The sequence below is a fragment of the Corynebacterium bouchesdurhonense genome (genome assembly GCF_900078305.2).
In the GTDB taxonomy this organism is placed as follows: domain Bacteria; phylum Actinomycetota; class Actinomycetes; order Mycobacteriales; family Mycobacteriaceae; genus Corynebacterium; species Corynebacterium bouchesdurhonense.
On sequence record NZ_LT546028.1, the window covers coordinates 95,716 to 111,074 of the forward strand.

At 69.2% G+C, this 15,359-nt stretch carries 13 protein-coding genes; 3 read left to right on the forward strand and 10 right to left on the reverse strand.

Annotated elements, in window-relative coordinates; translation table 11 throughout:
- Positions 1-24: 24 nt before the first annotated feature.
- Positions 25-1,095: an alpha/beta hydrolase family esterase gene (locus BN4252_RS05205; RefSeq protein WP_066527019.1), complete on the reverse strand. Its 1,071-nt coding sequence runs from the start codon at positions 1,093-1,095 to the stop codon at positions 25-27.
- 155 nt (positions 1,096-1,250) lie between these two features.
- Between BN4252_RS05205 and BN4252_RS05210 the strand changes: the two genes are divergently transcribed.
- On the forward strand, positions 1,251-2,411 hold the full coding sequence (locus BN4252_RS05210) for an isochorismate synthase (RefSeq protein WP_066527023.1): 1,161 nt from the start codon (positions 1,251-1,253) through the stop codon (positions 2,409-2,411).
- Positions 2,412-2,420: 9 nt separating this feature from the next.
- Here the strand turns inward: BN4252_RS05210 and BN4252_RS05215 are convergent, their stop codons facing one another.
- From BN4252_RS05215 to BN4252_RS05255, 9 genes are all read right to left on the reverse strand, one after another.
- Positions 2,421-3,212, reverse strand: a complete 792-nt coding sequence (locus tag BN4252_RS05215) for a fumarylacetoacetate hydrolase family protein (protein ID WP_078056852.1) — start codon at positions 3,210-3,212, stop codon at positions 2,421-2,423.
- Positions 3,213-3,246: 34 nt separating this feature from the next.
- On the reverse strand, positions 3,247-3,834 hold the full coding sequence (locus BN4252_RS05220; protein ID WP_066527030.1) for an exonuclease domain-containing protein: 588 nt from the start codon (positions 3,832-3,834) through the stop codon (positions 3,247-3,249).
- Between the two features lies 1 nt (position 3,835).
- Positions 3,836-5,701, reverse strand: coding sequence for a putative nucleotidyltransferase substrate binding domain-containing protein (locus tag BN4252_RS05225; protein WP_066527050.1), 1,866 nt, complete (start codon positions 5,699-5,701; stop codon positions 3,836-3,838).
- Between the two features lie 90 nt (positions 5,702-5,791).
- Positions 5,792-7,351 (reverse strand): hypothetical protein, encoded by a 1,560-nt coding sequence (locus tag BN4252_RS05230; protein ID WP_066527054.1) that lies wholly within the window; start codon positions 7,349-7,351, stop codon positions 5,792-5,794.
- Positions 7,352-7,400: 49 nt separating this feature from the next.
- Positions 7,401-8,423, reverse strand: a complete 1,023-nt coding sequence (locus BN4252_RS05235; protein ID WP_066527061.1) for a 3-isopropylmalate dehydrogenase — start codon at positions 8,421-8,423, stop codon at positions 7,401-7,403.
- A 112-nt stretch (positions 8,424-8,535) separates the two neighbouring features.
- Positions 8,536-10,119 carry a phosphoglycerate dehydrogenase gene (gene serA / locus BN4252_RS05240; protein ID WP_066527067.1) on the reverse strand — a complete coding sequence of 528 codons (1,584 nt, stop codon included), beginning with the start codon at positions 10,117-10,119 and terminating at the stop codon, positions 8,536-8,538.
- Positions 10,120-10,168: 49 nt separating this feature from the next.
- Positions 10,169-11,071, reverse strand: a complete 903-nt coding sequence (locus BN4252_RS05245) for a hypothetical protein (RefSeq protein ID WP_066527070.1) — start codon at positions 11,069-11,071, stop codon at positions 10,169-10,171.
- Positions 11,064-12,851 (reverse strand): DUF262 domain-containing protein, encoded by a 1,788-nt coding sequence (locus BN4252_RS05250; protein WP_066527075.1) that lies wholly within the window; start codon positions 12,849-12,851, stop codon positions 11,064-11,066. The genes BN4252_RS05245 and BN4252_RS05250 overlap by 8 nt, the downstream gene beginning before the upstream one ends.
- A 22-nt stretch (positions 12,852-12,873) precedes the next feature.
- The gene (locus BN4252_RS05255) at positions 12,874-13,818 is read right to left on the reverse strand and encodes a cation diffusion facilitator family transporter (RefSeq protein WP_066527078.1); all 945 of its coding nucleotides are present in this window, start codon (positions 13,816-13,818) and stop codon (positions 12,874-12,876) included.
- 264 nt (positions 13,819-14,082) lie between these two features.
- Here BN4252_RS05255 and BN4252_RS05260 point away from each other — a divergent pair, with 264 nt between their 5' ends.
- Both BN4252_RS05260 and BN4252_RS05265 read left to right on the forward strand, forming a co-directional pair.
- Complete coding sequence (locus BN4252_RS05260) at positions 14,083-14,517, forward strand: hypothetical protein (RefSeq protein ID WP_066527081.1); 435 nt, start codon at positions 14,083-14,085, stop codon at positions 14,515-14,517.
- Positions 14,518-15,008: 491 nt separating this feature from the next.
- Positions 15,009-15,353, forward strand: coding sequence for a hypothetical protein (locus BN4252_RS05265; protein WP_066527084.1), 345 nt, complete (start codon positions 15,009-15,011; stop codon positions 15,351-15,353).
- Positions 15,354-15,359: the final 6 nt, after the last annotated feature.

Here is a 15,359-nt window from a genome sequence, read left to right on the forward strand (position 1 = left end):
CGACGCCCACCTTGAAGCTCGCCGCTACTTCGGGTTGCGCATGAGGAACGCCCACATTTCGTCCGCGGCCGACGGCGAGTACCACCAGAAGTGGTTGGAGCCGTGGACCTGGATCACCTCGACGCCCTTGCTGCACCCGCGGGCGCTGACGCGCGTGGCGTTGTTGCCCACCGGTGCGCGGTCAACGCCGCCTGCGCAGCCGTTGCGGCGCTCGTAGGAGGCGAAGAGCTCCGGCACGGGCATCACGCGCTGGCCGCGGCGGATGGTGCCGTAGTACGGGGTGAGGGAGTCGGCCATGCCGTGGACGGCCATAAAGGCGACCGGGGTGCGCTGGCAGCCCTGGTTCACCGGCGCGTAGTAGGCGCCGGAGACGCCTGCCACGCCCGCGAAGATGTCGGGCATGTGGCAGGCGGACACGGCCGCCATGCCGCCGCCGGTGGACATACCGGTAGCGTAGATGCGCCGGCGGTCGATGTTGTAGTAGCGCTGCACGTCCGCGATCATCGCGCGCACGAACGCGATGTCTTGCCCCGGGCCCGTCGACGCGGTGGGCGAGCCCTCCCAGGAGGCGCCGATCGCGCGCGGGTAAAGGATGATCGCGTCCCGGCCAACGGAGGACTCCCGCAGGCGCGAGTAGTTCCGGAAGTTCTCGGTGGAATCCTCGAATGCCGAGTAGCCCACCATCACCGGCGTGGGGCGCGCCGGATCGTAGTTTCGCGGCACCCACACCAGGTAGCTGCGCCCGGCGGCGTGCACCTCGCCGTTGGATCCGTTGGCCACGGGCGCCGGAGCCTGCTGGCGCCACGGGCCCGCGGCGGGTGCCGGGGCCGGCAAGGGGGCGGGTGCCGGGGCGCCGGGCAGCGAGGAGCCCGGGGGCAGGGACTCGTTAGCCTTGCGCACGAAGGCATCCCACTCCGCATTCGCCTGCGCCACCGCGCCGTTGACCGCGTTCGTGGCGTCAGCAACCGCGCCGTCAATGTCGCGCTGCAGCTGCGACGAGAGGTCTTGCGCCGTCGCGTCGGGCGCGGCGGCGAGCCCGAGCGCCACAGCCGTCGCGGCCACAACTGCCGCGACGCGGCTCAGCTTCGATGTCATTGTCCTGGTACCCCTTTAAGTTCCCAATCTTCACTCAAGTCACATATGTAACACAGGAAACAATAACCACGCGGGAAGGAGGCGGCAACGCGGCGCACGAAGATAAGTGTGGGCGAGACTGTCGGCACCGGAACCCGCCGATACACTCATACCCCATGCCATCCCCCTTCTCCACCGCTCGGCCGGCAACCGCGCCCGATTTCCTGCTTTCGAGACCCTCGGGCTCGGTGCGCACCCAGGGCGCCCGGCGGACCTTCACCGCGGTAGGAGACGCCGCCCGCGCGCTGCGCGGCGGTGAGGCGGAGATCGTCGTCGGCGCGCTCCCCTTCGAGAAAGGCTCGGCCGCCGCGCTCACCGTGCCGGAAACGGTCGTCCGCGAGCCGCACGCGCTCGACCCGCACCCCTACTACCGCGAGGGCCCCGGGTCGGAACTGCACGCCCGCATCACGGGTTTCGACCCGGCACCCACCGAGCACCTGCGCCGCGTGGAGGCCGCGGTGTCCACCATCCAGCACTCCGGGCTGGACAAGGTGGTGCTCGCCCGCGCCGTGGACATCGCGTTCGACCCGCCCGTGGACCCGCGCTTGGTGGCGGCGCGACTCATCCGCTTGGCCCACAACGGCGACGGCTTCATCGCGGACCTCTCCCCCGCAGGCCGCAGCGGCCACATGCTGGTCGGCTCCTCCCCCGAGGTGCTCGTGCGGCGGCGCGGGTTGGCGGTGAGCTCCTACCCGCTCGCGGGCTCCGCCGCGCGGATCCCCGGCGCCCCCGAGGCCGACGTCGCGGCCGGCCGCGCCCTCGCCTCTTCCGCGAAGGACCTGGTGGAGCACGCCTTCGTGGTCGACCACATCCGCCGCGTGCTCGAGCCTGTGTGCTCCGAGCTCTCCGTGCCGGACCGGCCGGTGCTGGAGCAGACCAGCGAGATGTGGCACCTGGCTACCCCCATTACCGGTACCTTGCTCGACAGCTCCGCAAACCCGGCGCCCACCGCGCTCGAGCTCGCGGAGCTCATCTACCCCACCCCTGCGGTGTGCGGCACCCCGCCTGCCGCGGCGGAGGCGCTGATTACCACCGCCGAGACCGCCCGCGGCTTCTACGCCGGCGCGGTCGGCTACACCGACGCGTCCGGTGACGGCGAGTACGTGGTGGCAATCCGCTGCGCCGAGGTCAGCGGCGACGGCACCGCCGCCCGCGCCTGGGCCGGCGGCGGGCTCGTGGCGGACTCCGACCCGCAGGCCGAGCTGGATGAAACCACAGCCAAGCTCCGCACGATCATGCGGGCGCTCGGCTTGGAGACGCCGCCTGCCGGGCCGTAAGCCCCTGCGCTAGGCGCGCTCGACCGGGTTGCCCAGCTTGCCGATGCCCGGGATCTCGATCTCGATGTAATCTCCCGGCACCATCTCCGCGGTGCCCGCGGGCGAGCCGGTGGCCATGACGTCGCCCGGCAGCATGGTGAAGGACTGGGTGACCCACTCCACCATCTCGCCGATGCTCATGATCATCTGGTTGGAGTTTGAGTCCTGCTTCGTCTCCGTCTGACCGTCGTGCGTCAGGTGCGCCTTGATGGGCAGGTCGGTGAAGTCGAACTTGTCCAGATCCGTCTCGATCCAGGGGCCGAGCGGCCCGAAGGAATCGATGCCCTTCGCGCGCGACCACTGGCCGTCGGCGAACTGCAGGTCACGCGAGGAAACGTCGTTGATAATGGTGACGCCGCGGACCACGGACTTCCAGTCTTCCGCCTTGACGTTTTTGCACGGCACGCCGAAGACAATGGCCAGCTCGCCCTCGAACTCGACGCGGGTGGCAAACTCCGGGATCTTGATCGGCGCGCCGGGGCCGACCACCGATGTGGAGGGCTTGAGAAAGATCGTCGGCGGCAGGTGCTCGGCGGACTGCTGGAACACCTCGGCGACGTGATCGGCGTAATTGCGCCCGACGGCGACAACCTTGCTGGGCAGGGTCGGCGCGAGGAGCCGGACCTCATCGAGCGCCCACTGCCTGCCCGTGTACTCCGGCTCGGTGAATGGGGTGCCCGCAATGGCTTTCGCGGTTGTAGCTTCGTCGTCGATGACGGCGAACGTCATCCCTTCGGGGGTTGCAATTCGTCCAAAACGCATGAGCGCAAGCATACCCGCGCCGGGGTGGCGCGCATCACTTTTCACCGCCGCGTGCGGGCTTTGCCGAGGTGGTGAGGGCGAGGTAGAGCTCGGCGCAGGCGATGGCGTCCGTCAGCGCGTTGTGGTTGCCGTACGCGGGCAGCTGGTGGCGCTGCCGCGCCCGAGCCAGGCGGAGATCCTCGCCGCGCGGGTAGGTGCCCATGTGCTCCATCCGCCGCCGCTCGAGCGTGAGCGTATCCACCACGTCGCGGTCGTGGAAGCGGTATTTCTGGCCGCGCGTGTCCGCGTACAGCTTGGAGATGAAGGATGTTTCCATCTGGGCGAAGTGCGCGAGCAGCCGGCGGCCGGCAATCGCGCGGTCGAACTCGTCCAGCACCTCGGCCGGGTCCCGGCCGAGGCGAGCGACGTCGTCGTCGGTAACCCCGTGGATGGTGGCGGATTCCCCTACCTGCGCGCCGGCCAGGACGAAATAGCGGGCGCCGGAGAGGTCGATGACCCGACCGTTGACGGGCACCCACCCGATGGACACCAGCTGGTGGCGGTCGGCCTTGAGCCCGGTGGTCTCCACGTCCACCGCCAAAAGCGGCGAATCGGCACCTAGGCCGCGTTTACGGAAGAGCACCTCACACCGCCCGCGTGGGGTATTGGGTGGCGAGCGCGTTCTGGGTGCCCTTGATCACCCCGAAGGCGTCGCGCAGGGCCGCGCGGTCCCGCTCGCGCAGCTCCTTCGGATCCACGTGGTAATCCGGGGCGGCGCCCGCTCGCAGCTGGGTCGCCTGGTGCCGAACGGCGAGGTCTGAGAGGTACTCGTAGGCGTCGAGAAGCTCCTGAGCCCCCTTCTCCGAGATGCTGCGCCCGGCCGCGCCGCGCAGGCGCTCAACCGTGTTGACCTCGCCCACCCCCGCGGTGATGGCGTAGAGGCGCGCGAGCTGCACCACAGCCGCGAGCCCCCCGCGCTTGATGTCCAACGTGCGGGCGTAGTCGCCGCTGCGCTCCACCACCAGGCCCCGGAAGAAACCGATGGGCGGCTCCCGGAAGGTGGCCAGCGCCGCTAGGTGGGTGTGCAGGCGGCGCGATCCCTTGGCGGAGAGCAGCGCCGCGTGGTGCACGCGCTGCGCCATCTCCTCCCAGCCTTCGCCCCAGCCCGCCACCGGCCGAACGTCGAAGAACACCTGCGCGTGGAGGAGGGCATCCGGCTCGGGCGCGGTGACCCAGCCGTGGAACGTGCGGTCCCACTGCACCTCCGTCATGCGCCACTGCGGGTTGGAGACCATCATCTCCCCCGGGCACAGGGCCTGGCCCGCGCCCGCGAGGCCGGAGCAGATGAACTCGGCGAGCTCGGCGAAGTACGCCCCATGCGTGGCCTCGTCAAAGCTGTCGGCGAGCACGAACGCGTTGTCTTGGTCGGACGCCGGCCCCATCTCGAGGCGCGCCTGCGAACCGGCGGCGATCAGCGCCACCGGCACCGGGGGCGGGCCGAACCGTTCCACCCCGAGCTGGAAGAGGCGGCGGGCGACCGCGTCGGCGACCATGGTGAGCAGCCGCTGGGTTTCGGCCGCGGAGGCGCCCCGCTCGAAGAACTTCACGGCCACGTCCGCGGCCCGCGCATACGCGCCCGCAAGCTCCTCCGCGCTCGAGCGCTCCACATCCGCCGCAAGGAAGATGGGGTCCGCTTGCAGCAGCCGCATAATGTCGGCCGAGGACACCACCCCGGCAATCCCGCCCGCGCCGAGCACGGGCAGGTGGTGCACGCCGAGCTCGCTCATGGCCAGCATCGCCTCGAACACCAACGCGTCCGCAGCAACGGTGCGCACGGGCTGGGTCATCACGCTGCGAACGGGCTGCGAGGCGTCCACGCCGCGGGCCACGACCCGGGAGCGTAGGTCGCGGTCGGTGATGACGCCGAGGTCCCAGGATGCGTCGACAAGCACAAGGCACGAAACCCCGCGCTCGTCCATCGTGCGGGCCGCCTCGGCGATGCTCACCCCCGGGTCGCAGGTGGCGGCGGTGTGGCCCGCCACGATCTGGGCCAGCGGCGTGCGCAGCACATCCGACGCGGGGGCGTCCCGCAGCTCCTCCGCCGCAGCCCGCACGCGGCGCGACGCGGTTTGGAAGAAGCGCTCGAGGTCCGGGTGCTCTGCGAGCAGCGCCGTAAAAACGCTGCCCGGCAGCATCAGCAGTACGCTGTCCTCCACCGCCACCATCAGGTAGGCCGACTCCGGCTCGCCGACCAGCGTGGAGTAGCCGAAATTGAGCCCTGCTTCTCGACGATCAAGAAGCAGACCGTCCCCACCGACAATGTCCACCGCGCCCGAGCGGATGATGTAGAGCGTGTCGTTGACCTGGCCGGGGCTAACCACGGCCTCCCCGCGCCTGACGTAGGTGATGCCCATCTGCGCGGGCAGCTTCGCCAGCTCCTCCGCGGGCAGGTGCGAGAACGGCTCGTGCTCGGCGAGGAAGCGGGTGACCTCATCCAGTTCCACTGACATGGCCACACACTAGCCTGCGGGCGTGCGTCCCGGCGGCGTTTTCAGTACGCCTACATGCGGCTACTGGCGGCTAATGGCAGCGACTGGCGGCTACTGGTAGCTGACAAACCAGGGGCGCGGCACGACGTCCGCGTAGGTCTGCTCCGGGGTGAAGGTGGGGGTGTCCTCGTCGATGAAGTTCTTCCACGCCATGAAGAAGTTCGGGTCGAGGCCCTGGCGCAGCACGTCCCAAGTCTCGAACTTCTGGCCCGGCACGCCGTGACCGTCGGCGTGCAGCACCCACGCCAGCTCCGGCTGGCCGGTGACGATGTTCTCGCGGTCCGGGTACATCCCCACCTGAAACTGGTGCAGCACCATCGCCTTCTGCGGGAGGTGGTTATCCCGCACGAGCTGGGCCAGCCAGTCCGCCACCTCGTTGATCTCCGCGGCGGTGGCGCTGCCGATACGCGACAGGGGCGCCTCGCCGGGGTTGAGCTTCCACTCCGCGTCGAGCGCGAGGCCCACGTTGGGCCGCTTCAGCAGGTCCTCGTAGAGCTTGGCCTGCTGGAGGAAGTTGCCCTGGCCCGGCTGCAGGTCGATCACGGCGTAGCCGCCGGCGTTCACAATCGCGTCGACGTAGGGGGCGATGTCCTCCACCGGCGTCTCGTTGGAGTAGTTGCCGTCATCACCCGGGAACTCGGAGGCGACCGAGGCGATGACCTCGAAGGCCGGCACGACGGGTTGGGGGTCCAGCGGCTGGTACATGTCCGCGTACTGCCGGGCCAGCGCCGCCGCCTGCTGCGGCGGCTGCTCCCCAAGAAGCCCAAGGTCCGGGCCGTAGGGGTGACCGTAGAGGGCGATCATGCGCCGGCCCGGGAAGACCAGGCCGCCGCCGCCCGGCAGCTCGCCATTCGCTGCGAGCGCGACGCGGGCGGCGTAGTTGTCGGTGCTGCCCCACTGCCGCCCGAGCGCGATTGTGTCCTGTTCGGTAACGGTGCGCATGCTTTCCGACGTCTCGCGCGGGTCCGCCACCCCAAGCACCCGGATGTCCGCGCCGGCGGCGCGGGCCGTCGCCGCGGCGGCGCGGGAGGTAACCGCGGTGGCCAGCATCGGCGGGAGCTCGAGGTCGATCGGGTTGGCGGCCTCGAGGCCCGCGATCGCCGCGACGTCCTCGCCCGCGCCCGCCGTGGCCGGGACCGCTTCCCTTTCAATAGCCTCAGCGATGGCGTTCGCGTCTTCCTCGTCCGCGTCGCCCGGCACCTCAATTACCCGGCTGGCGCCGAGGCGGTCAATCTCGGCGTCCACAGCGCCCACCGCCTCCGGGTATCGCACCAGCATCGGTGCGCCCAGCTCCACGGCCAGCGCCGCAGCCGTGAGCTGGTGCTCGCGGTCCGGGTCGGACACCACCACGGTGTCGGCCTCGGTGAACAGCCGGGCAGAAACCTCGGCGCCGGTGCCGTCGGGGTCCTGGATCACCTCGGCGCCGTTGGTCTCTAGGCGCCCGCGCTCTTTGCCGGACCCGATCTTGCCGCCCAATCCTCCGCCGGCTGCCCCACCGCCGTTGCCGCCGTCGGCGCCGTCGACGCCGCAGCCGGCCACCACCGTCCCTGTAAGTGCAAGGGCGGCGGCGGTAAGGACGGCAGCACCTCGGCGAGCCGGGCGGTGGGTCATGATGCGGGTCCTTCCTTCAGGCGGGCGGCTATGCGGGCCTTACCCTACTTCACGCCCTGCGCAGGCCGGCGACGACCCTGTCGCCCACCTCGGCGGTGCGGATCGGGCTGCCGTCACGCGCGGCCACCTCCCGCTCCACCGCGTCCTCGATGCGGGTGGCGTTGTCCTCGTCGCCCAGGAAGCGCAGCATCATCGCCACCGAGAGGATCATGGCCGCCGGATCCGCGACGCCCTGGCCGGCGATGTCCGGCGCCGAGCCGTGGACCGGCTCAAACATAGACGGGGTCTCGCGGGCGGCGTTGATATTGCCGGAGCAAGCCTGTCCCACCCCGCCGGTCACAGCGCCCGCGAGGTCCGTGAGGATGTCGCCGAAGAGGTTGTCGGTCACAATCACGTCGTAGCGCCCAGGGTTGGTCACCATATAAATGGTGGCCGCGTCGATGTGGTTGTAGTCCACCTCCACCTCGGGGAACTCGGCTGCTACCTCGTCCACCACGCGCTGCCACAGGCCGCCGGCGTTAACCAGCACGTTGGTCTTGTGCACCAGCGTCACCTTCTTGCGGCGGGTCTGGGCCAGCTCGAACGCGTAGCGGACCACGCGCTCTACGCCGTAGTAGGTGTTCTGGGACACCTCGGAGGCAACCTCGTGGACCGTGCCCTGGCGCAGCGTGCCGCCGTTGCCGGCGTAGAGGCTCTCGGTGCCCTCGCGCACCACCACAAAATCGATATCACCCGGCTCGGCGAGCGGGCTGGAGGACGTCGGGTAAAGACGCGACGGGCGCAGGTTGACGTAGTGGTCCAGCTTGAAGCGCAGCGGCAGCAGCAGCCCGCGCTCGAGTACGCCGGCGGGGACGCGCTCCGGGTCGCCGATCGCGCCAAGCAGGATGGCGTCGTGGGACTTCAGGCTGTCCAGGTCCGCGTCAGTCAGCAGCTCGCCGTTGCGCAGGTAACGCCGCGCGCCGAGGTCGTACTCGGTGGTCTCGACGTCGTCTCGCACCGCGCGGAGAACCTTCAGGCCCTCCTCCATCACCTCGGGTCCGATGCCGTCGCCGGCGATCACTGCAATTTTCATGGTGTGGAACACCTTTCCTATATAGCGGAACACTCTCGGGCCACAGCGTAGCAGCCCGGCCCCACGCGGGCCGCGTTTCCGGCGCGTCCTACTCCAGGCCCTACTCCAGGCCCTAGTCCAGGTCGATCTGCAGGGACTGCGCGCCGATGGACTCGGCAATCTCGCGCTCGAGGTCCTCAGGCACCTCCGACTCGACGCGGAGGATCAGTGACGCACCGTCGTTTTTGGTGGTCTGGGTCAGCGCCGCGGCCTCGATGTTGATGCCGGCGTTGCCCAGCTGGGTGCCCACCTTGCCCAGCGCACCCGGGGCATCCGTGTAGCGCAGGAAGAGGTTACGGCCCTGCGCGCGCATGTCCACGCCACGGCCATTGATGCGCACGATCTTCTCCACGCCCTCAAGACCGGTCAGCGCGCCGGTCACGGTCGCGGTCTCTCCGTCGGCCGCAACCACCTGCACCTCGAGGGCGCTGCGGTGGGCGCGGGCCTCGGTCTCGGTAGCCACGGAGTAGGTCAGGCCGCGGGCCTCGGCGATCGACGGGGCGTTGACAAAGGTCACCGGGTCGGACACGATGCCGGAGAACAGGCCGCGCACCGCGGAGAGGCCGAGCGCCTCGACGTCCTCGCTGGACAGCTCGCCGCGGGCGGTGACGTTCAGCGCAACCGGCGCGCCGCTGAGCAGCTTGCCCGCCAGCAGGCCGAGCTTGCGGGCGAGCTCGAGCCAGCGCGAGACCTCCTCGCCCACCTTGCCGCCGGTCACGTTCACCGCGTCCGCGACGAACTCGCCGGCCAGGGCCTTGAGCACGGAGTCAGCGACGTCGGTGCCGGCGCGGTCCTGCGCCTCCACGGTGGACGCGCCGAGGTGCGGGGTAACCACGACCTCCTCGAGCTCGAACAGCGGGGAGTCGGTGCACGGCTCCGTGGCGTACACGTCGAAGCCGGCGCCGCGGATGCGTCCCTCCTTGATTGCGTCGGCAAGCGCTTGCTCATCGACGAGACCCCCGCGGGCGGCGTTGATGATGATCTGGCCCTGCTTGGCCTTGGACAGCAGCTCGGCATCGAACATGCCGGCCGTTTCCTTGGTCTTGGGCAGGTGGATGGTGACGAAGTCGGCGCGGGCCATCAGCTCGGTCAGCTCCACCAGCTCGACACCGAGCTGCGCGGCGCGGGCCGGGTTGGCGTACGGGTCGTAGGCGATGACGGTGGTCTCAAACGCGCTGAGGCGCTGGGCGAAGAGCTGGCCGATGTGGCCGAAGCCGACAATGCCGACGGTTTTGCCGAAGATCTCCACGCCCTTGAAGGCCGAGCGCTTCCACTCGCCGTCCCGCAGCGTCTTGTCGGCGGCCGGGATCTGGCGCGCGGTGGACAACAGCAGCGCAATCGCGTGCTCGCAGGCGGAGTGGATGTTGGAAGTCGGCGCGTTGGCCACCATCACGCCGCGCTCGGTGGCGGCCGGAATATCCACGTTGTCGAGGCCGACGCCGGCGCGGCCGATGATCTTCAGCTTCGGCGCAGCCTCGATCACCTCGCGATCCACGGTGGTTGCGGAGCGCACGAGCAGCGCGTCAGCCTCCGGCACCGCGGCGAGGAGCTCCGCGCGGTTGGGGCCGTCGACCCACTTCACCTCCACCGCGTCACCGAGCGCGTCGACGGTGGATTGAGCAAGCTTGTCGGCAATGAGGACTACGGGTTTTGCCACGGCGGGTCAGCCTCCTGGATACGGGCGGTGAATAGCTACCCCCGAAACTCTATCCGCCCTGGGCCCCGGTAACCCGAGTTTGGGCGGAGTAATATTCTTCCGCCTGCATAATCCGGGACGACAGCTCCTCAGACGTCCCGAACTGGCTCCCGAGCGCCACCAGCGGCAGCTCGGCCAGGCCCGCCATGGCGAACAGCGTCTGCTCCGATTCGCGGGGATCCGGATCGTCCACCACCGTCACCGCCGCGCCGAAGCTGCGGGCGTTGGCTACGGCGGCGACAGGGCTCTCGCTCGTGGCCACCACCACGGGTGCCATCTGGGCGTCGCGCCTGGAGGAGATCGGAAACGGCTTCGCCTCCGCCCCGGGCATCACCACCGGGTCCGCCCACCCGGCGCGCAGCCACGTGGGGTGGTTGGGGTCGAGCCCGGCCACCGCCGCGGCGGCGTCCTCGGGGCTCTCCACCACGTGGGCGGTGAAGCGCTCGGCGGTCATTGCGCCCAGGGCATCCATCCCGCCGGGATCGCGGTAGACACGGACCCTGCCGGAGGTGCGCGCGAGCGACACGTCGCCAACGGTGAGCACGGTGTGCGTCTTCAGCTTCTCTATCTCGCGCAAGATCTCCTGCCGGTGCCCCGGGGAGTAGACCAGCATGGGGGCGTGGGCGGCCACGGCAATGGAGGCGCCGCGCAGCTGGGCTTCGAGTGTGGCGTCGGTGACAACCAGCGTCTCCGAGGCGGTGAAGAAGTACCGCAGGCTCTCCATGCCCCGCTCGCCGTCGATGACCACGGGGCGCTCCTCGAACGCGGTTGCCACGTGGCGCGACTCGTTGAGCGCGATCGCCTGGTCCAGCGGGTTGAGGTTCTGGCGGCTGTCGGCGCAGCCGACGGCGCAACCCCCCACCGCGGCCAGGACTACCGCGGCGACGAGGCGGCTGAGGTGGGTGCTACGCAAAGGTGTCCCGGCCCTCCCCCTGCATCGCGTCCGCGTCCAAGTCGCGCACCGCGGGCTTGTCCATGGCGTACTCGATCAGGCCCGTGAAGCGCTGGCGGCGGTCCTGAAGGAACGCCTCCCACTTGGACCCGAGCAGGTGCTCGGGGTTGATCTCGTGGCCTTCGATGACAGCATCGAACTCGGCGTCGTCCAGCAGCGACTTGGACTGCAGGCGCGGCAGGTAGCGCTTGGGCTCGTTGCCCTCGATGACCATCTCGGTGCGCCGCCCCATCGGGGTGCGGTTGAGCACGCTTGCCGACGCATCCTGCCGGGCGCCGATCCGCGAGCAGAACTCGGCCGGGAAGACGGTGTCAAAGCGGGGCTGCAGCTCGGCGTAGGTCCCGGCGTCGAACGGCTTGCCGGTGCGCCAGTCGCGCGCACCGCGTGCCATGAGCAGCGCGAACAGGCCGCGGTAGACGCCGCTCGTCTCGTCGGCGGTGATGAGCCGCGACTCCGCGAACTCCGCGTCGAGCACGGTGCGGGGCACCTCGTCGGTCTCCCCCAGCACCCAGGGGGTGACTTCCTCCAGGTCCACGGCGGCGCGGATGGCCGGCGAGTGCGCCCCGTAGAGCTCGCCGAACACGCCGGACCAGAACCACCTGTTGAGGCGGTCGCGGCCGCGCTGATCCTCCAGCGCGCCGGGCCGCTCCCCCAGCCGCGCGAGGATCGCCGCCAGCGGCACGATCTGCGAGGAGTACGGGACCTGATCCACCGTGAAGATGCAGCGCTCGCCCAAAAACTCCGCGGCTTCGCGGAACGCGCGGGTCAACTCGTCGGCGTGCGCCAGGTACTCGTCCAGGGAGATCGCCAGGATGTCGCCACGGTGCCCGCTCGCCTGCCCCTTGCGGCTGGAGACCAGCATCGCCATCGCGCGCAGAAACTCCACGCGCCCGATGCGGTCCAGCGCGGGGTATTCGCGCAATTGCTTCTCGACGCCCCCGAAGTGCTCCGCCAACACAAAATCCGGATCCTGCGAGGCGAACAGGGACGTGAGCAGCTCGAACACGTCCATCTGCACGCCAGCGGAGTTGGCGTGGGCGAAGATCTGCCCCACACCCACCTGGGAGGTACCCCGGTCGACGCGGATGACCGGGACGTCATAGGCGGGCAACCAGCGCAGCACCTGCCGGTGGAACAGCTTCACGGCCTCCAGCATCTCCGGGTCCCCCGCGCCGGCAGCCATATCAATAAGGAGGTCGCTGCCTTCCTTCCACAGCAGCAGAGACACCGGTGCGACCCCGTGGCGCAGCATGTCCGCCCGGTCCACGATGCCGCCGGGGATCTCCGGGCCGAAGTGGGAACGCACCCGCCCGTCCAGGTCGACGGCGAAGACGGATTCGACGGGCATCGGGTTCGCGGCGACCGCGGCGCGCACGTCCACGAAGAAGCGGCGCAGGATCGGCTGCCCCAGCGAGTCCACGGTGGGGATCACCCCGTCGCCTTTGAACGCGTGGTAGAGGGAGGTCAGGCGCTGTTGACCGTCGAGAAGCAAAAGCCCCGGCTCGACCCCGCCCACGTCCAGCCCCACAAGCGGGCGGGGGCGGAAGCGCACCGGTGAGTTGCGGGTATCCAGCGCGAGGAACGACCCGACGGGGTAGCCGCGCAGGACGGAGGTGATCAGGGTGCGGATGCGGTCGACGTCCCAGATGTATTCGCGCTGGAAGTCCGGCAGCTGGAGCTCGCCGCGTTCCGCCCGCTCGAACAGGTCAATCAACGAGTAACTCGGCGTGGTGAAGCCCATGGCCCCCGACTTTAGAGCAGTTTCAGCAAATGCTCTCGTGATCCTCGTGCTCCGGGCGCTCCAGCTGGATCGTGGAGTGGGTGATGCCCAGCTGGAGCAGCGCGGCCTGCGCCCGGTCGAGCACGCGGGCCTGGTCCGCGGCGCCGGCGGCGTCCCCGCAGTGCGCCTCATCCAGGACGAGATGCGCGGTGGCCAGGACGCTCAGGCCGTCGAGCGACCACAGGTGGATGTCGTGCACGTCCGCCACCCCCGGCACCGCGCGCAGCGCCGGCTCCACGGCCTCGACATCGAAACCCTCCGGCACCTGCTCCAACAGCACCGCCGCAGACTGGCGCAGGAGCTGCCACGCGCGCGGCACCACGAGCGCGGCTATGAGTAAGGAGGCGATCACGTCGGCCGCGGCGAACCCGGTGAAGTGGATGACAGCGCCGGCGGCGATGACCGCCACCGAGCCCAGCATGTCCACCACCACGTGGAGGAACGCGCCCTGCACGTTGACGGACTGGCCGCGGTGGGCTGCGAGCAGCCACGCGGACACGGCGTTAGCCACCAGGCCGATCACGGCGACGGCCATCATGGGGCCGGTGGCGATCTCCGCCGGCGCCCGCAGGCGGCGCACCGCTTCCACCACGATGACCACGGAGATACCCATGACGGTCGCCGCGTTGGCCAGCGCGGCCAGCACCTCCACGCGCCGGTACCCGTAGGTGGCGCGCCGGGAGGCGGCACGGCGGCCGGTGAGGACGGCGATGAGGGCGATGATCAGCCCGGCGGCGTCGGAAAGCATGTGCATCGCGTCGGCCAGCAGCGCCATCGAGCCGGAGAGCAACCCGCCCACAACCTCGGCGACGAAAATAACTGTGGTGATGCCGAGCGCCGCCGCGAGCGCGCGCAGCGGCGCATCTGCCCCACCGTTCGCGTGGCTGTGCTGGTGCGCGTCCTGGTGCGCGTGCGTCCCTGTGCTCATGCGACCCAGTGTAGGGCGGCGCCGCGCTTAATGACAACTTATTGAAAACGCTTGCCGCTCGCAACGAATCGTTCTGAGCTGGGCCGATAGGAATCCACCTCGGGAAACGCCGTGGCGATCAAAATCACACCCGCCCCAGTTTGCTACCCTCGATAGCGACGGCCGCTGTACCGCTACGCGCAAAGCGGCCTTGGCGCCAGCTGAGGTTTCACCCAGAAGGTTCAGAGGGAGCCAAAGCCAACTTAGATACGAAAGGAAGTTGCTATGACTACCGCGACCCCGAATCCGAATGACCCGAACCGCAAGCTCGACCCGAAGGTCGAGAAGGTTGAGACCCACGAGACCCGTCGCGTGGAGACCACCCCGACCACCACCAAGCGCGCTGTCGCTCCGACTGCCGGCTCCACCGCTGTGAACGCCGAGGAGAACAAGGGCGGCGGCTGGTGGAAGTGGCTGATCGGCTTGCTGGTCGCTCTGCTGCTGCTGTGGCTGCTGCTCTCCCTGTTCAACAACAACGACGAGGACACCGCCACCGTGGAGACCGCAACCTCCACCGTTGCCACCTCCACCGTGGAGAACACCGAGACCGTGACCGAGGGCACCGCTACTGCTTCCGCCTCCGCGACCGCGGCTGACGAGACCGTGACCGAGACCGAGGTTGTCTCCGAGGTCACCGAGACCGTCGTTCCGACCACCTAGTCGCCCCCCGCGATGAGAGCCCCGCCTCCTCCCTGGAGGCGGGGCATTTTGCTTGTCGACGCCCCCTTTCACCGCAGACACCCCGCCTCCCTCACGGGAAGCGGGGTGTCTGCGGTTCCGCGGTGCCGGTGCTACGCCGGTACAGCTGATACTGCTCGTACTACGCGGTTTCGTTGAGCGGGTTCTTCACCCAGCTCATCATGTCGCGCACTTTCCGCGACCTGATCTATTGGTTTGACCTGCACCTTTGCTTGTCCGGCGTGGCCGGGGTGGCCGGCCAAGCCGCCAAGAACGGGGGCGCGTGCGGGATTTCTGCGGGATCGGGGGCTCACTTCTCTCACTATGGCGTCACTCTTTACAGTGACGACGCCTTTTACAATGACGCCGCAGTGAGGAAGGTGACCTGCAACTCACTGCGTGCTACCCGACTTGCACATGCTAGTGCGGTGGCATATACTAGGGATGTAAGCAAGAGGGAAAGGGCAAAAACAATGACCACCATCACCACCCGCACCGGGCAGTACTACAACGAACCCGGCGACATGCGCATCATCGAAAAGCACAACGCAGACGGCACCCTCATCTCTGAGCTCTACGCAGACCTCACCACGGGCCAGATTATGAACATCGAGACCACCGACGGCTTCCAAGGCGAGGGGCACGCACGCAGCCTCATTGAATACGCCGTCGCAAACCACATTCCCCTGCTTCACTCCCCCGAGTGGGCGTGCACCGAAGAAGGCGCAGCCTTCGCCGCCGCCACCGCCGACCTCATTGACACCATCGATGACGAAGATGCATACGGCTACGAGGCCTACGCAGCCACCTTCGCCTAACCCCCC